Below are 13,313 nucleotides of genomic sequence, written 5' to 3'. Positions count from 1 at the left end.
TCGCTGAGCGCAGGGCGAGCGACGCTCGAAACGCACTCTCATGATCCGCGTTTTCCCTGCGGGATCTTGGGCAGTGCCGTGAGGGGTTTTTCGACCTTGATTCGGCGCCATCGATCCCGTCAAATCCACAGCGTTGTTTCCCTTCTCCGCATGTCGCTGGAAACACTGCTCGACTGAGAGTTGGAGCAGACGTTTTTGCACAGGACGTGCAAATTTGGTGCTCTTCTTAGCGGCGATAGAATCCAACCCAGTAGTCAGTTGTTCCTTCGCGTTAGATGAGAGATTCCATGAATATTGCAGAACTTGCCCGCCCAGAAGTCTCCGATCCGATTGATCCCAAGGATGAGATTCGATTCCTCTTTGGGGCCAATCCCTTTGCCAACAAAATGTGCCAACTCCAAAAAGATCCTGCCTATCTCGGATACTACATGAATCATTGGCATCGCCCACCGCCGCTTCCCGGTCCGGGTGACGTCGGGGATTCGGTCTTGGGCATTCCCTGGCTATGGTACTGGCTTGCGATTGGCTGCGAGGGCTGCGCAAGTGAGCCTGATCATTTTGTGCTGCCGGTGGTGATCGCGCTCTGGCACCGCGCCATTCGAACAGGAAGGCGAGAAGTCCCCCTCAAAAAGGAGTTCTTAGAGGAGTTCGAATTGAAGCCGAGGAGTGCCGACCGTGCACTGAAGAGGTTGCATGAGAAATCCCTGATTCTTTACATCGTCCACAATACGAAGCAAAACAACGTTTTGCTCCTGCCGACACCACGACTGGACGACGAGTAGGAAACGCACCGTCCGTGAATGGGTGTCGCGAGCTACTGTGATCTCGCCAAGTGCGGCAGCTTCGTGCCGTTGGTGGCATACGGGGTGAGAGTGACCGGATTGCCGATAGCTCTCGCTTGAACGAGAACTCGTCGTGTTTTTCTCACCCGCCAATAATGGGCTAGCGGTCGTCTCGCAGGCGTGTGTTGATAACCAGCGGATCAGCTTGTCAACGGACGAGCGCGAGCCTGGCATTCGCCGTCATCATTGTCCGGTTGCAATTGCGAGAACCAGCGAGACGTCACATCATTTTGAGCTGAAGTATTCGTCTCTTGTTTGGCGATTACCGAATGCCGTCCGGACCTGTTTTTTCCGCATCCGCCCGCGGCTCTTCCCGCCGAGGTGCCAAACGGTGGATTTTGTTTTTCCCTCTCCGCTGCAAATCGTGGCAGTGCTGTCAGGTGCCGGAAACGGTTTGAAGCCTGGGGAGCGACGCTGGCGACCGTGCGGGCACCGGCGAAGTTCGACGTCGGGCGACATGTGAACGGCGCGACGCATCCGTTTCAATGTATTGCGGTCCGACTGTCCAACGAGACGTCTCCGATCACTCCCGAGACGAACTGCCTCCCCGGACCGCTGCCGACCCCGATCTCCCCCGTGGCAAGCCCAACAGTGCCGAAAGAAGGCAGCAAACGGATACCTCCACCGCGATCCAGAGGTGCCTCCGGGCGGCCACATTGTAAGCGTTCTATCTGCCCAGGGTGGCCTTGGTGGCGGGGGAAGCTGCCGACGGCCAATCGTCCCCCGTCAATTCGGTGGCCGCCGCTTCCCATGTCTCTAGCACGCAGTTCATCGGCGCTGCCGTTGATGCTGCGTTTTGATCTCACTGGGGTGTCTCTGAGCTCTACTTCCGCTCGACTCCCAAGGGGCGGCGCGAAGTGCGGTCAAGGGATTCGGTCTTTTACTAAAAGAAAAACCCACTGGATCACGCATCGCATGTCACGAGGGAGTCAGGCGTCTATCGATCCACCACGGGCCACGAGAGATCAAAACGCTTTCGCGGTCTCATCGCTGGTAACCCACGGTCAGAAGACCCCTGAAGCTGGCGATAGCCTTGCTCGCCATCACGTCTGATTTCGGGTGCGCCCTAACGGAAGTGACCTGATGCAGTTCACCACATCATGTCCAGGTCCCCGTCGCCGGTTTGCTGGGCGTACTCAAGGTGGTCGCACAGGTCAGCGACCGCTTCAACATCAGAACCCGCTTTGCCTTTGACGCACGAGTGGCTCAGGTCGCCGATTAGCCACTGCAGCTCTACCCGAGTCATTCCCACTCGGCGAATCGCTTGTTCTTTCGGCCAGCGTCGTAGTGACGCCTCTAAGCGGCCCGATACATAGCCGTACTTCAGGATCAAGTCACGATGTTCACGCGTCAGTTGAATTCGCTCGGTCAGTTTCGTCATCACGCCACCCTCGCCTCACGGCGACGCACTCGACGTTGCTGTGTGGTCAGGCGTCGCGTCTTCTGCTCGGCGTCGCGGTAGGGACGGATCGACTCCGGGTGTTCCTTGCGCCACACGTCGGGAAGCAGGCGTTCGTAATCTGTGCTGCCACTTGCCAACTGACGAAGACAATCGTCCACGTAGGCCCAAACATCCAAGTGATGCCGTGCCGCCGAAGACACAAGACTATACATCGTCGCCGCCACTCGGCCTCCTCGGTTTGATCCGACGAACAACCAGTTCTTTCGACCGATCGTCAAGCGGCGAAGTTCGTTTTCCGTCGCATTGTTGTCAATCGGGATCGCGCCGTCGCCAAGGAACACCGACAACTCATCCCACTGATTCAACGCATAACGCACCGCCTTGCCGATCGAGCTCTTCGGAAGCACTCGTCGATCACCGTTCATCTGCAGCAACCAGTCATGAAGGTCGTTCATGATCGGCACCGACTCGTTCTGACGCAGTTCCAGTCGGTCGGCCGCCGAAGCTTCTCGCACGCGATCTTCAACCTTGTACAGGCCACGGTAAAACGCCAGTGCCCGCGCAGCGGCGACCGGGTCGTTCGGTCTGGCTTCGACGAACTTTCGACGTGCGTGCGCATTGCAGCACGCGGCAAAGATCTGATCCTGTGCTCCAAGATAGACTCCGTCGTTGACTCCATAAGCATCGACCACCGCGTGGCCGTGAAAATCACGAAGGAATTTTGCCGGGCCGTCGCGTCCTCGTTGTTATACACAATTCATTCCCCTGATCTGGTTGCATTTGGACCAAAGCTTCGCCAACAACTACTGATGTCGTAGAGTCGTTCCATGCCGCGCATGACCGTATCGGTGCCAGGCTCGTCATGTCGTGGTCGGTCGATGTAGCCGCCAAGCCGAGCGATCATGCGGACGATCTCCTTCAACGTCGGTGGTTTCTTTGGCGGATCTTCCCCGGTGACGATCTTGTATACCGGCTGCCATTCGTCGGCTACGAATACTGCTTCACAGCTGACGTCTGGACATTCGCGACCGATCCGCACGCTGTAGAACGTTCGCCACGCCAAGATCATCGAAACAGCGAGACAACGCTCGAATCGTTCGATCTTTTCAAACCGCTTTGCTTCGATGCGAGTGCCTGATTTGAGAGTTCGGAAGAATACTTCGATCAACCAGCGAATGCAGTAGTAAGACAACACCAGCTCAATCTCTTCCTTGTTCGAAATCGGCATATTGGTCAGCAACAGCCAACTGATAGGCGTATCCCCTTCAGGCGGATCGATCTCGTGAGCCCAAATCGCGTTGACTTTCGTGGGCCGTAGGTGTCGATCGGGCCGATAGGGGTTCTTCAGTGTCAGCGTCGTTGCACGCACCTCGAGTTCGCATTGGCGTGCCTCTCGCGGTTGATTGCGTGCTCGTTTGTCACAGGCTAACTTGGGTTGGTGCGAACGAATCGTTATCGCTTTGGTGTAGCGTACTTTGCTCGCGGCGAGTTTTTCATGCAGATTTCCTGATGGCCGACCGTGCTGATCAACGATCGAACGGTCATAGCAACTGCGAATAATCCACCAAAAGTTCTTTGGAGAATCGGAATTACACTCGATGACTTCAAAGATGTCCGCTTCGCTGTCAGCCACGCAGACAACTTGCGTTTCGGGGTGCTCGCTAGCGATTAACTGTGCTTCGCGGTGGTTTTCAAGCCATCGCAGAGACTCCTTCTCTTCAATCGGCACTTTCTTTCGATCATCGGCTTTTGACGGACCTTCCTCGCGAGTCCAAAGTTCCGCTGCAACGGTTCCTAAGGGCGTGCCGGTGGGAGTGAACGCCATCAGCGGGTGAAGCAACTCGCCGTAGCGTGAACTGCCATCTAGCGGACCGGCCCCTTCTACTTGCGTGTTAGGTTTCGTCAAATCCAGTTCCGTCGTATCGTGAGCCAAGATGACAACTTCTTGCTCAGCAAGACGCTTATAGCAGGCATCTATATGGGGCGCTAAAATGTCCTCAAAGCAGATCGCATCGTTATCAAAAAGTCGGTAGGCTGCCGTTGTTTCGTTGTGTCCTGCGCCGACTGCAGCAGGAATGCTCTTGCTCGGCAAACCAGCCATGGCGGAGAGCACTTCGGCAAGTCGTTCATTTCGTCTCTTGTCGCCAAGATCCACCGTTTCTAATTCGTCAATCACCCATTGGCTCACCATCGCAAACACTCCGTTGCTACCTGTCGTGCACCTGAACTCCCTGTGAGCAACAGTTTGAGCGATTTCGCGAATCAATACATCATCAAAAATTTGTGTATAACAACGAGCCGTCGCGTCCCCGGCTTTCCGTGAAGTCGAACACGTTATACGGATGATCCTCCCCGCCTCGATACAGCCAGAATCGTGCAGTCCGCATCTTGCCCGGCAAGCTGATGTCCTGCAGGCGAACCGACGTATCATCGACACCCAGCACATCGCCTGAAACGATTCGCGACTTCATCAGTTCCACCAACACATCGGCCAATGCCGCGATGTTCGCCAGCATCCCAAACTGTGTGTTGCGAGGGATCAGCATCCCGGCGCGGGCGAAGATGTCTTCTCCGCGATAGAGCGGAAGATGATCGGCGAACTTGTTGACGATCAGTTGCGTGTAAACACCGAAGCCATAATCGCTGCCGGGGATCGGCGTTGTCAGTCCGCAGGGTTCCTCACCGGCGGGCACCTGAGCGATCGATTCTTTGCACTTGCAGCAGGCTCGTTTGTGGCGATGGATCTCCCAGACGAAAAACTCTGCCGGGATGAAATCCAATCGATTGCTGATGTCGGTGCCCACAATCGGCATCTCTTCACCACAGCACAGACAGCTTCGCTGTTCGGCCGGAACGTCCGCCTCGATGACTTTGCGTTTGAGATGATCCGGTAGCTTCTCGGACTTCTTCTTGCGACGACGCCGACGTGGCCGGATTGCTTCATCGTCTTCGACATCGTCATTCTCGGCTTGCTGAACACCTAAGTCGAACAGATGCAACTGCGAGTCATCTTCGACGTGCCGCTCGGAAGATCTGCCGAACAACTTGCTGCGATAGAGGTTCAGTTCTTCGCGGAGTTGTTCGTTGGCTTTCTGCAGTCGCTCAACCGTTTCGATCAACTCAGCGTTGAGCCTCAATGCGCTCTGCAGGTCGTCATTGTTTTCCGAAGCAGCCATGCAGTTGTTATCGCCATCAAAACAAAAAACGCAAGGCTCTGTTGGGCCTTGCGTTGATGCTTTTTAAAAAGATTTGCTCGGCTAACTCACGCCGCTTCAGGGCGGTCGATCGAGTAGCGTTTGCGCCGTTGTGATCCTTCGATCTGCACACCGCGGAGCATCATGACCAGGCCGGCCGAGTCGATCTCGAAGCTGCCATGCTCTTTGGAGACAATCTTTTCGAAGCTTCCACTTTCGAGTCGCTTGGACCAGAGAGCCAGGCCGTCGCAGTCCCACATCAAAGTCTTGACATAGTCGCGCCGACGGTTGAAAAAGACGAACAGATGACCGGAGAACAAGTCGACCTGAAAATGTTCTTTGACGAGTCCGGACAAGCCATTGAAGCTCTTCCTCATATCGGTCGCCTCGGTGTAGACAAAGATCCGCGTAGTGGGCGCAAGTGCGATCACGATGCCACCTCGCTGAGTGCCTCGACGATGTTCTTGATCAGCCTGCGTTGCTGCTCGTCGGTGGCGTTCCGGTCGAGTCGAGCAACAGCCCCGCCAGGCAATTCAATCTTCAGGCCGGTCGGTTGAGCCGCTTCCATCGCGGCGGGCAGAAGCTCAACCGCGACGAACGAGGCCGCTCGATCGCGGGGGCCTGTTGGACGATCGGGAACGCAGGATCGCAACTTCCGTCGCCACTGATAGAAGGAGGCGACCGAATAGCCTTCGCGATCACAGAAATCAGTGACGGTCAGGCCGGATTGGGCGAACCGTTCGATGCGGTCACGCCACTGCTGTGCGAGTTGAGGGTTGGGGAACTGCGGCATGGGTTTCTCCTGAAAGTGGAAAGAAACCCCTCACGCTAACCAGCCGGTCAACATGGGCAGATAGAACGCTTACTTCCATCGCCTCAACACTGGTGCAAACCGACTCACGAATCAGGAGATTCGAAACTGCATTTACTCGGGGGACTTTAACGACCTGCTAAAAGCATCGACGGACAACGAACAGTTTCGAGATCTTTTTGGCTTAGACGAAAACAAGTCCTATCGATATGCCTTCGAAGAATTTGCTTTGCGGTTTTATACGTTTGCCGATCGATACGAAGATTACGACGGGAATTTATCGCAGTACCTCAACTCTTATATGGAGCACGCACGAAAGAAGTTCTCCGATAGCGACATTGACAAGCGGAGAAATCTATTCGACCGCACCGTTTCCGTAATATTTAGACGCATCACATCCGGGGCAGCGTTGCCGAAGCTCAGCAAGGCAACGATCGAAGCTCTGTTCGTTGGAGTCGGCCGCAACATTGATCATGTCGAGGAATTTACAAAGGCTCAGCTTGTCAGCCGGTTCAAAAAATTGAGGGCGTCGGAAGAGTTCACCCCCGAGAATCTGAAAAATGCTATTACCACAAAAGTTAAGTTAATAGCTCGTATGGATCGTGCGGTTGAGATTTTTGCATAACGATGATCGTCAAAGCCCACATCGAGAAAGACCTCAAAAGACTGAACAGGCTGTACACGGAAAGCTTGACCGGCGCCAGTAGCGATGTGCCGATTTACTATTCAAAGCTGGCAGTTCTCGAACTCGCCGGGTGGCTTGAGGAATCGTTCGATCTCATCGCGTTTCGAGCAATGAAAGGAAAAGTATCTCCAGGGAAATTCCAGAATCTGGTCGACGATGCGGTGAAAAAAAATCACGGATTCAATTACGACAACAACTTCCTGGTAATGATGGCTAAGCTCATCGGGCTTACTCATTGCGAAAAACTCGATCGCCACCTCGATTCCGATGCATCTTTGAGCATTTTGCGAAGCGAGCTGAATGCTCTACAGCAACAACGGCGTACGGCCGCACATGTCAATATTGCCCGGACTACGCTGGCTTTTGATGCACCCTCGGTCTCGCTTGCACGCATGCAGAAGGTCTATCCGATTCTAAGGGGTATCTACCGGTGGTTTTGCTGAGCTGTGTCGGGGGGCGTTTGGCAACGTATTTTTGACGTCGCAGGTCTCGACTGACGGCGTTTCTTCAGCTTGTCATAGATGTCGATGACGACCGATGCCCAGGCGTTGATGGCTTCGCGCAATTCGTCCGAGCGTTCCATAGTTCCATGAGGTTTCTTCGGTTCGCTACTTGGCTGCCGTTGGCAGCCAGCCCTTGCGTGGGACGCACTTGAGCAGCCCCAATCGCGCAGCGCGGTGCAGGTGCACCGTCCCGTAGTTGCGTCCCAATCGGTCGGCAAAATCCTTCGTTCGTACCGGCGTCTTGCCGTCAAACATCTCCCTCATAGTCGACGCGACCTTCTCCGGTTCGGTCAACGGTCGGTCCAAATCCGCTTCGGTGAACTCAAGCACAAACGGCATACTTCTGCTCTGACAGCTTGCAATGCTTGAATTAGCCATCCGAGCGATTTGCTCCGACCGTCTGGGGGCTAAAAAAATGTGAGTCGCTTGATTGAATCCGATTCTCCTCCAAACACCCCGCCGGACAAACCGACGAGGTGTTTTGCATAGTCGGCAATCGGTACTAGCAGTCCGGTAGGTTTGCTTGATCTGAACGCGGTGAATCCTGCGGAAGACGCTTAGAATCCGTCGCGAGCATCTCGACAAGTACCGGATCGGCTCTCGCTTCGGCGACCTCGTCGCGTTTGCTTTTTGTGAGCAGCAACAGGATTAATACAAGCGGCAGGCAGCATGCGAGCAGGATGCCCGTCGCTTCGATGGACTTGGCGACGATCGGGTCGCTGCGTTCGCGTTCGGACCAGAGTCGGCGGTCCGACTCCAGATCGTCTCGGCCCTGACTGAGGATTTCTTGCTGATCAAGTACCCTTTGCTGGGCATCGAAGACTTGGTCAACCTGACGGTCGGTCAGAACCGGTGGTTCGCGCTTGCATCCGCTCAGCAGCAGGGGCATGAGCGTGATTACCGAGATCATGGCGAGATTTGTTCTCATCGCCCTCCTCGTGGTTTCGGGGTTGGTTGTGGAGTAGATGATTCAGGATCTGACGCAATCCTCGAATCTGTGTTTTCGACTGGAGCAAAAGCAAGGCCGTGACAGTCAATGCCAGTGCCAGCGTGAAAACGACTATATGGACTGGTTCCATGGTTGATTTCCTTTCGGCGAAGGAGTGGGACGCAGTGCGAAGACGTTAGGCGGCGTCCCGGGATTCTTTCAGCTCGCCGATCAGGCTTGAGGCTTGACGAATCGAGAGGGCCGAAACGTCGGCAACCCCGATGCGGTCTTGAAGCAGATGATCGAGATTCACACCTTTACGGCGCGCAATCGCCCGGATGGCGGCGACTTGGTTTGCCGTTGCTAAGCGTTGGCTGCCGTCAGCCGAACTGGATGTGTCGTGACGTTCACGTCGGCCCGAGCTGTGTGCTACTGTCTCGGAGGGCGAAATCGCCCACCCGGAAACGGCGTCGACGCAGTGACGGGTAACTCGGTGAAGCCGTGACTCCGCATCGGCGTCGAAATTGTCCAGCTGGAATTCAGCCGAGCAGGTCGTCGTGATTCCGTCCCGACAGGGCGAATCCGAGACACTGATTGATAGTCTCATGGGGGCTCCATGGTTTGAGTAAATAGTTCAGCGACGAAGATTGATCGCTAGGTGGGCATCATTTCCGATGCGAGAAGGTTGACGGTCAGGTCGCGTTCGACCGGAATGCCCCTGAGCCAGCGTGTCAGCTGATGGACCATCAGCGATGCCGCGAGATTGGCGGCGTAGACGGTGCTGGCGGTGGTGCAACTGCCCGAGTGGGCTTCGGACGCGGAGAATAGCGTCGTTTCGTAGTGCTCGTCGTGTGTCGGATCATCCGACGCGAGCACGCGAACGACTTCGCCGCGCATCCGACCATCGATCCACAAGTCGCAGCGAGATTTCAGGCAACGCCAGATAGCGGCTCGTGACGCAATTGAATCGACACACGAAACGACGATCTTGCCGTGTCTCTGTCGTGGTCGGAATCGGTCCTTCACGATGGCCACGTCGACCAACGGATCCACCAAGCGAAGATCGCAAGCCATCGCTTCCACCTTCGGTTGGCCGATCTGGTCGTGTCGGTAACCTTGTGTGGTGACGTTGGTCGGCTCAACGTGATCAAAATCGATCAATTGCAACCGTGGTACGCCGATTGAGGCGAGTTGCAATGCGACTTGGCGACCGATGGCGCCGACGCCGATGACTGTGATCGTGTGTCCTGCGAGACGTTCTCGGGGTACAAGCCCTGCTTGCCGCGTGAAGCGATCTGCTGGCCCGGTCATGACGCAACCCACTCGCTGGCATGCCAGGGACTGGCTTCCCAGGACGCTCCCGTGTCCGGCGAATCCGGGCGAAAGTCACGGAGGTTGCTGTCCGGAAACATGCTGTGCCGCATCGCAAACGGATCCAACACGGTCACGCGACGAGCGTATTCGGTCGACCACAGGTCGTGATCGGCCGCGGCAAAGGGGGCCGAGTAGTCGATCTTCCGCCGCACTTGCGTTTCGACTCCCGGGCCGGTGTTGAACTTCAGACGCCCGTACGTGGCTCCGTGCCGGGCCAAAATGAACATCACCGCCCAGTCCGCCGAGCCGAAGCAGCGTTCAAATGTCTCTTCGTCGGTCCCACTGGGAGACGGACAGCTGCCCGGATGGGTGTGGATCCAGATCCGGGCAAATTGCTCCGGGGAACGCCCCTCGTCGACCTGGTCATCGAAAAAGTCGGCCACCGACGCGTCGTCAAACTCGACCGTAACCGGTGTGCAGAGCTGATCGATCATCACCACATCTTCGACGAGCAGCAGGTCGTGTGCGTTGCTGATCCCGAATCCGCCGACTTCAGTACCGCCGAGATCACGCAGGAACTTTAGTTTCGCCCAGGCGTATGGGCTGAACCGCAGGGTTGGGCTCCTGCCCAGCTTCTGCCGGCGTCTTGGTCGGCGCCTGCGACCGCTCTTCGTTCGTTTCTTGGTCAAGGCAATCATCGCATTGGTTCTCCGTTAAACAGTGTTTGCAAAAAGATTCCCCGCATCGGTCGCACGATTCCATGCAACCGTCGCAGTAGTAAGATCTGCAGCTCTCGCAAATCGATGTGCAGTCGTGACAGAACGACTCGTCACACGCTTCACAGCCGCAGCTACAGTCGCTGCACGTTCGGCGACCGCAGCGATCACACCGGCATGTGTCGTCTTCGTCGACGTTCGCACCACAATCGCCGCATTCCACGCCGAACCAGTCACCGAGGCTGATGTAGGCACTGTCGGGGTTGTAGGTCTGCAGGATCTGACGAACGATCAGGAAGAAGTCGTACAGACGGCCGTCGGCGAGAGCGTGTTTGATCGGTTGATGACCATCGCCCTCGCAGAGCGTTTCCGACTGCACGTGGGGGTGTGTGGTTGAGTCACAGCTCACCGCAGGCTGCGGATCTGTCGCGATCACGCGGTAGGAAGTGGACTGACCGAGGTAGCGGATCTCCAACTCGATCTTGAACGGTCCCAACAGCACGCCTTCCAGCTCGATCGGTTCGGTGGTTACGCCGACGGTGCGGTTCTTCAGGTTCAGCTCGACGGATTCGAAGTCGGCTTCCAGTGCGGTCAAGTCGCCGATGAGATCCAGCATTCCGCAGCGGACGCCGGGCTCGACGGTTTCAGCCATCGAAACCAGTGATTGATCAATCGACTCGCAAAGGGACCTCAACGTCCTGGCGAGTTCGCGATGCAGACGATTTGCCGCGAGCAGCCAGCCGCGTGAGACGGCGACCGGTTCGAGTCGCTGCAATCGCAGGATCCTCTGCAGGGAATCCGTTGGGACTGGCGTCAGTCGGCGCCGTGGCGAGGTTTTGCAAACTGCCGCCAGAACCTTCTGTGCGATCTGGTACCGCTTTCGAGCACGCTTGCGATCGAGTCCACGGTCACGCCTGCAAGCAGCTTGCTCCGCATCGGTGGCGTGCCCTGGGTTTGACTCCCGAATCACGACGCTCCCTCGATCTTGGTCGGTGTGATCGAGATGCGGTCGCCTTCCTGCAGAATTTGATCGCGGGGCACCGGCAGACGATTCACTCGAATCAGATAATTCGACTCCCGGGCAGCCCCGATGCGTTGGTTGAACAGGTCTTGGACGGAAGTGTTGTCTTGCACGTCGATGTAGTCGGCGAAGCCGGCTCCGTCGTTGTTGATCAGTAGGACTTTCATGGCTTGGATTTCCGCTGGGTGGAATTGGAATGTGCCGTGACGGCCGATCGGTCTCGCGTCATGCGAACCCGGCGGCGGCCACGGCGAAAGAAACGATGACCGGCGGCACGCTGGGCGCACCGCCGGTCATCGCGGGTGGCGTTGATTCGTGGTTGCGATCGATGGCAACCCGAACCACGGCACCTAGAACTCGAAAGACAGCTCCGCATTGATGTCATCCTGTGCGGCATGAAATGCGTCCCAGTCGATGACGTGGGGGCCGAGATCCTCGGCTTCCGGGTCGCTGATCGAGATGTCGGGATCGGCGATCAGAAAGCCGAGACGCTTGATGGTGGCGACGGTTTCTCCCGTCGCACGAGAAACACTGCGATAAAGGTCTGCTTGAAGCATCGGAAGGGTTCTCCAAAAGGTGGGGGAAGAAACGAAAAAAGCCCTCGCAGGTCAGCGGACAGCGCTGACCTGAAAGGGCTTCAAAACAGGACTCAAACGATTCAATCAGTCTTGAAGGCTTCGGCCGGGGCGGGCTGTAGCCAGTGCTGGTGTAGCCAAGCGACTTCCGCTCGCAGGGCCTCGCTACGGTTGGCGAACGGTCCAAGACTGGGGCCGCCAACAGGAGACAGATCAGCCATCCATTGGCCGTTTTGGTCGGGCTCCACGTGAGAGCCGCGCTGGATTGATAATTTGCCGATGACGGACAGGTCCAGGTCCTCGCTGTAGACGCAGCGGCAGTTGCCGCCCGGGGTGACGATCAGTTCCATGCCGATCACTTCGTCCGCCGCAGAATGTTGCGACGGGGGCGGTCGACCATCAGACCATCCAACGACGACTGCACCGCAGCCAACTGCCCGGTGATCCGCTGACGCAACGACTCGCTGTCACGCAAGGTTTGCGGTGCGACACCGTCTATGACTCGGCGAGCCCGATCGACCACCTGATCCAGCTCTTCGTTGGAACGGATGTTGAGCCGCTGGAACCGGTCAAAGAACTCGGCAAAGTTCTCGATCGCGGAGTCACGGAACACCTTGGGCTTGCCGTCATTGTTGCCGGTCAGCCTTTCGGCGAGGTGCTCGACCATTTTGTTGAGTTCGTCGATGAACGCCGCCTCGGCCAATTGCACCGCTTCGTCGAACCGGCTTTTGACGCGGTCACATTCCTGCTGGTACAGCTCGGGATTGAGCCGACGCAGGTAGTCGGGCGGTTCCACGCTGGGGAATTCCCAGCCGATCTCGAACAAGCCCCGCAGAGTGTCTGGGTAATCGCTCTCGCAGTACAGATCGCCGAGACGATCCCGGGCTTCGTACTTCAGCTCGTCAAAACGAGCGTCCAGGGCTGCGACGGCTTCCGCCAACTCGTCCCGGAAGCCCTGCATCCGGCTATCGATCTGGTCGACCGAGGCTTGGGGAACCAGCCGGATCCCCGGTTCCGGGAACGGCAACGTCGCGCCCTTGAAGTACGCCGTCGCTTGGGTGCGAACCGAGGTGACGGCGCGAAAGCTCGCGTCGCCGGTGTCGATCAGCTTTTTTCCAGCGCTGATGTACTTGCCTTCGGCATGGAACGTGTCCGCCGCCAAGGCCTTCTGCTCGGACGACAGCGATTTACGCGTCCCGAACCAAGTGAACGACAACCGCATCGCGGCCATCGTCGTGCGAAGTTTGCCGCCGTGGTCGCTTGTTGCCGCGGGGGCGTCTTCGAGTGTTTGTTGCATGAGATGATTTCCTTCGGTGGTGGGT

General features: G+C 56.9%; 18 protein-coding genes and 1 pseudogene. 3 read left to right on the top strand and 16 right to left on the bottom strand.

Annotated features, from left to right (window positions below):
* Positions 1-287: 287 nt before the first annotated feature.
* The gene (locus Mal15_RS09325) at positions 288-782 is read left to right on the top strand and encodes a hypothetical protein (RefSeq protein ID WP_147867506.1); all 495 of its coding nucleotides are present in this window, start codon (positions 288-290) and stop codon (positions 780-782) included.
* A gap of 1,150 nt (positions 783-1,932) precedes the next feature.
* On the opposite strand, the gene Mal15_RS09320 is transcribed toward Mal15_RS09325, so the two are convergent.
* The 6 genes and pseudogenes from Mal15_RS09320 to tnpA all read right to left on the bottom strand — a co-directional run bounded on the left by Mal15_RS09320 (position 1,933) and on the right by tnpA (position 6,231).
* On the bottom strand, positions 1,933-2,223 hold the full coding sequence (locus Mal15_RS09320) for a hypothetical protein (protein WP_147866578.1): 291 nt from the start codon (positions 2,221-2,223) through the stop codon (positions 1,933-1,935).
* A pseudogene (gene tnpC / locus Mal15_RS09315) lies at positions 2,223-2,975 on the bottom strand (IS66 family transposase); the annotation flags it as partial. The gene Mal15_RS09320 and the pseudogene tnpC, both read right to left, overlap by 1 nt.
* Positions 2,976-3,001: 26 nt before the next feature.
* Entirely contained in the window at positions 3,002-4,435 is a 1,434-nt protein-coding gene (locus Mal15_RS09310; protein ID WP_147866711.1) for an IS4 family transposase, read from the bottom strand.
* An 82-nt stretch (positions 4,436-4,517) separates the two neighbouring features.
* Positions 4,518-5,420, bottom strand: a complete 903-nt coding sequence (locus Mal15_RS09305) for an IS66 family transposase (protein WP_147867504.1) — start codon at positions 5,418-5,420, stop codon at positions 4,518-4,520.
* An 86-nt stretch (positions 5,421-5,506) separates the two neighbouring features.
* A complete protein-coding gene (gene tnpB / locus Mal15_RS09300) occupies positions 5,507-5,869 on the bottom strand; it encodes an IS66 family insertion sequence element accessory protein TnpB (protein ID WP_147867503.1) in 363 nt (120 codons plus the stop codon).
* Positions 5,866-6,231, bottom strand: coding sequence for an IS66 family insertion sequence element accessory protein TnpA (gene tnpA / locus Mal15_RS09295; protein WP_147866581.1), 366 nt, complete (start codon positions 6,229-6,231; stop codon positions 5,866-5,868). Before tnpA ends, tnpB begins: the two co-directional genes overlap by 4 nt.
* 247 nt (positions 6,232-6,478) lie before the next feature.
* Here tnpA and Mal15_RS09290 point away from each other — a divergent pair, with 247 nt between their 5' ends.
* The gene (locus tag Mal15_RS09290) at positions 6,479-6,874 is read left to right on the top strand and encodes a hypothetical protein (RefSeq protein WP_147867502.1); all 396 of its coding nucleotides are present in this window, start codon (positions 6,479-6,481) and stop codon (positions 6,872-6,874) included.
* Positions 6,875-6,876: 2 nt separating this feature from the next.
* Positions 6,877-7,377: a hypothetical protein gene (locus Mal15_RS09285; RefSeq protein ID WP_147867501.1), complete on the top strand. Its 501-nt coding sequence runs from the start codon at positions 6,877-6,879 to the stop codon at positions 7,375-7,377.
* Positions 7,378-7,542: 165 nt separating this feature from the next.
* Here the strand turns inward: Mal15_RS09285 and Mal15_RS09280 are convergent, their stop codons facing one another.
* From Mal15_RS09280 to Mal15_RS09235, 10 genes are all read right to left on the bottom strand, one after another.
* Positions 7,543-7,776: a helix-turn-helix domain-containing protein gene (locus Mal15_RS09280; RefSeq protein ID WP_147867500.1), complete on the bottom strand. Its 234-nt coding sequence runs from the start codon at positions 7,774-7,776 to the stop codon at positions 7,543-7,545.
* A gap of 163 nt (positions 7,777-7,939) precedes the next feature.
* Positions 7,940-8,347 (bottom strand): hypothetical protein, encoded by a 408-nt coding sequence (locus tag Mal15_RS09275; protein ID WP_147867499.1) that lies wholly within the window; start codon positions 8,345-8,347, stop codon positions 7,940-7,942.
* 214 nt (positions 8,348-8,561) lie between these two features.
* Positions 8,562-8,972, bottom strand: coding sequence for a hypothetical protein (locus Mal15_RS09270; protein WP_147867498.1), 411 nt, complete (start codon positions 8,970-8,972; stop codon positions 8,562-8,564).
* A gap of 47 nt (positions 8,973-9,019) precedes the next feature.
* Entirely contained in the window at positions 9,020-9,676 is a 657-nt protein-coding gene (locus Mal15_RS09265; protein WP_147867497.1) for a ThiF family adenylyltransferase, read from the bottom strand.
* Entirely contained in the window at positions 9,673-10,173 is a 501-nt protein-coding gene (locus Mal15_RS09260) for a hypothetical protein (RefSeq protein WP_147867496.1), read from the bottom strand. The genes Mal15_RS09265 and Mal15_RS09260 overlap by 4 nt, the downstream gene beginning before the upstream one ends.
* A 73-nt stretch (positions 10,174-10,246) precedes the next feature.
* Positions 10,247-11,170, bottom strand: coding sequence for a B-box zinc finger protein (locus tag Mal15_RS09255; RefSeq protein ID WP_147867495.1), 924 nt, complete (start codon positions 11,168-11,170; stop codon positions 10,247-10,249).
* A 191-nt stretch (positions 11,171-11,361) separates the two neighbouring features.
* Positions 11,362-11,583 carry a molybdopterin converting factor gene (locus Mal15_RS09250; RefSeq protein WP_147867481.1) on the bottom strand — a complete coding sequence of 74 codons (222 nt, stop codon included), beginning with the start codon at positions 11,581-11,583 and terminating at the stop codon, positions 11,362-11,364.
* 183 nt (positions 11,584-11,766) lie between these two features.
* Complete coding sequence (locus Mal15_RS09245) at positions 11,767-11,973, bottom strand: hypothetical protein (RefSeq protein ID WP_095736772.1); 207 nt, start codon at positions 11,971-11,973, stop codon at positions 11,767-11,769.
* 101 nt (positions 11,974-12,074) lie between these two features.
* Positions 12,075-12,341: a hypothetical protein gene (locus Mal15_RS09240; protein ID WP_147867494.1), complete on the bottom strand. Its 267-nt coding sequence runs from the start codon at positions 12,339-12,341 to the stop codon at positions 12,075-12,077.
* Positions 12,342-12,346: 5 nt separating this feature from the next.
* Entirely contained in the window at positions 12,347-13,288 is a 942-nt protein-coding gene (locus Mal15_RS09235; RefSeq protein WP_147867493.1) for a hypothetical protein, read from the bottom strand.
* Between the last annotated feature and the right edge of the window lie 25 nt (positions 13,289-13,313).

This window comes from Stieleria maiorica (assembly GCF_008035925.1).
Classification (GTDB): Bacteria; Planctomycetota; Planctomycetia; order Pirellulales; family Pirellulaceae; genus Stieleria; species Stieleria maiorica.
Note: the sequence above shows the minus strand (reverse complement) of the source record. Positions and strands in the feature narration are given on the sequence as shown.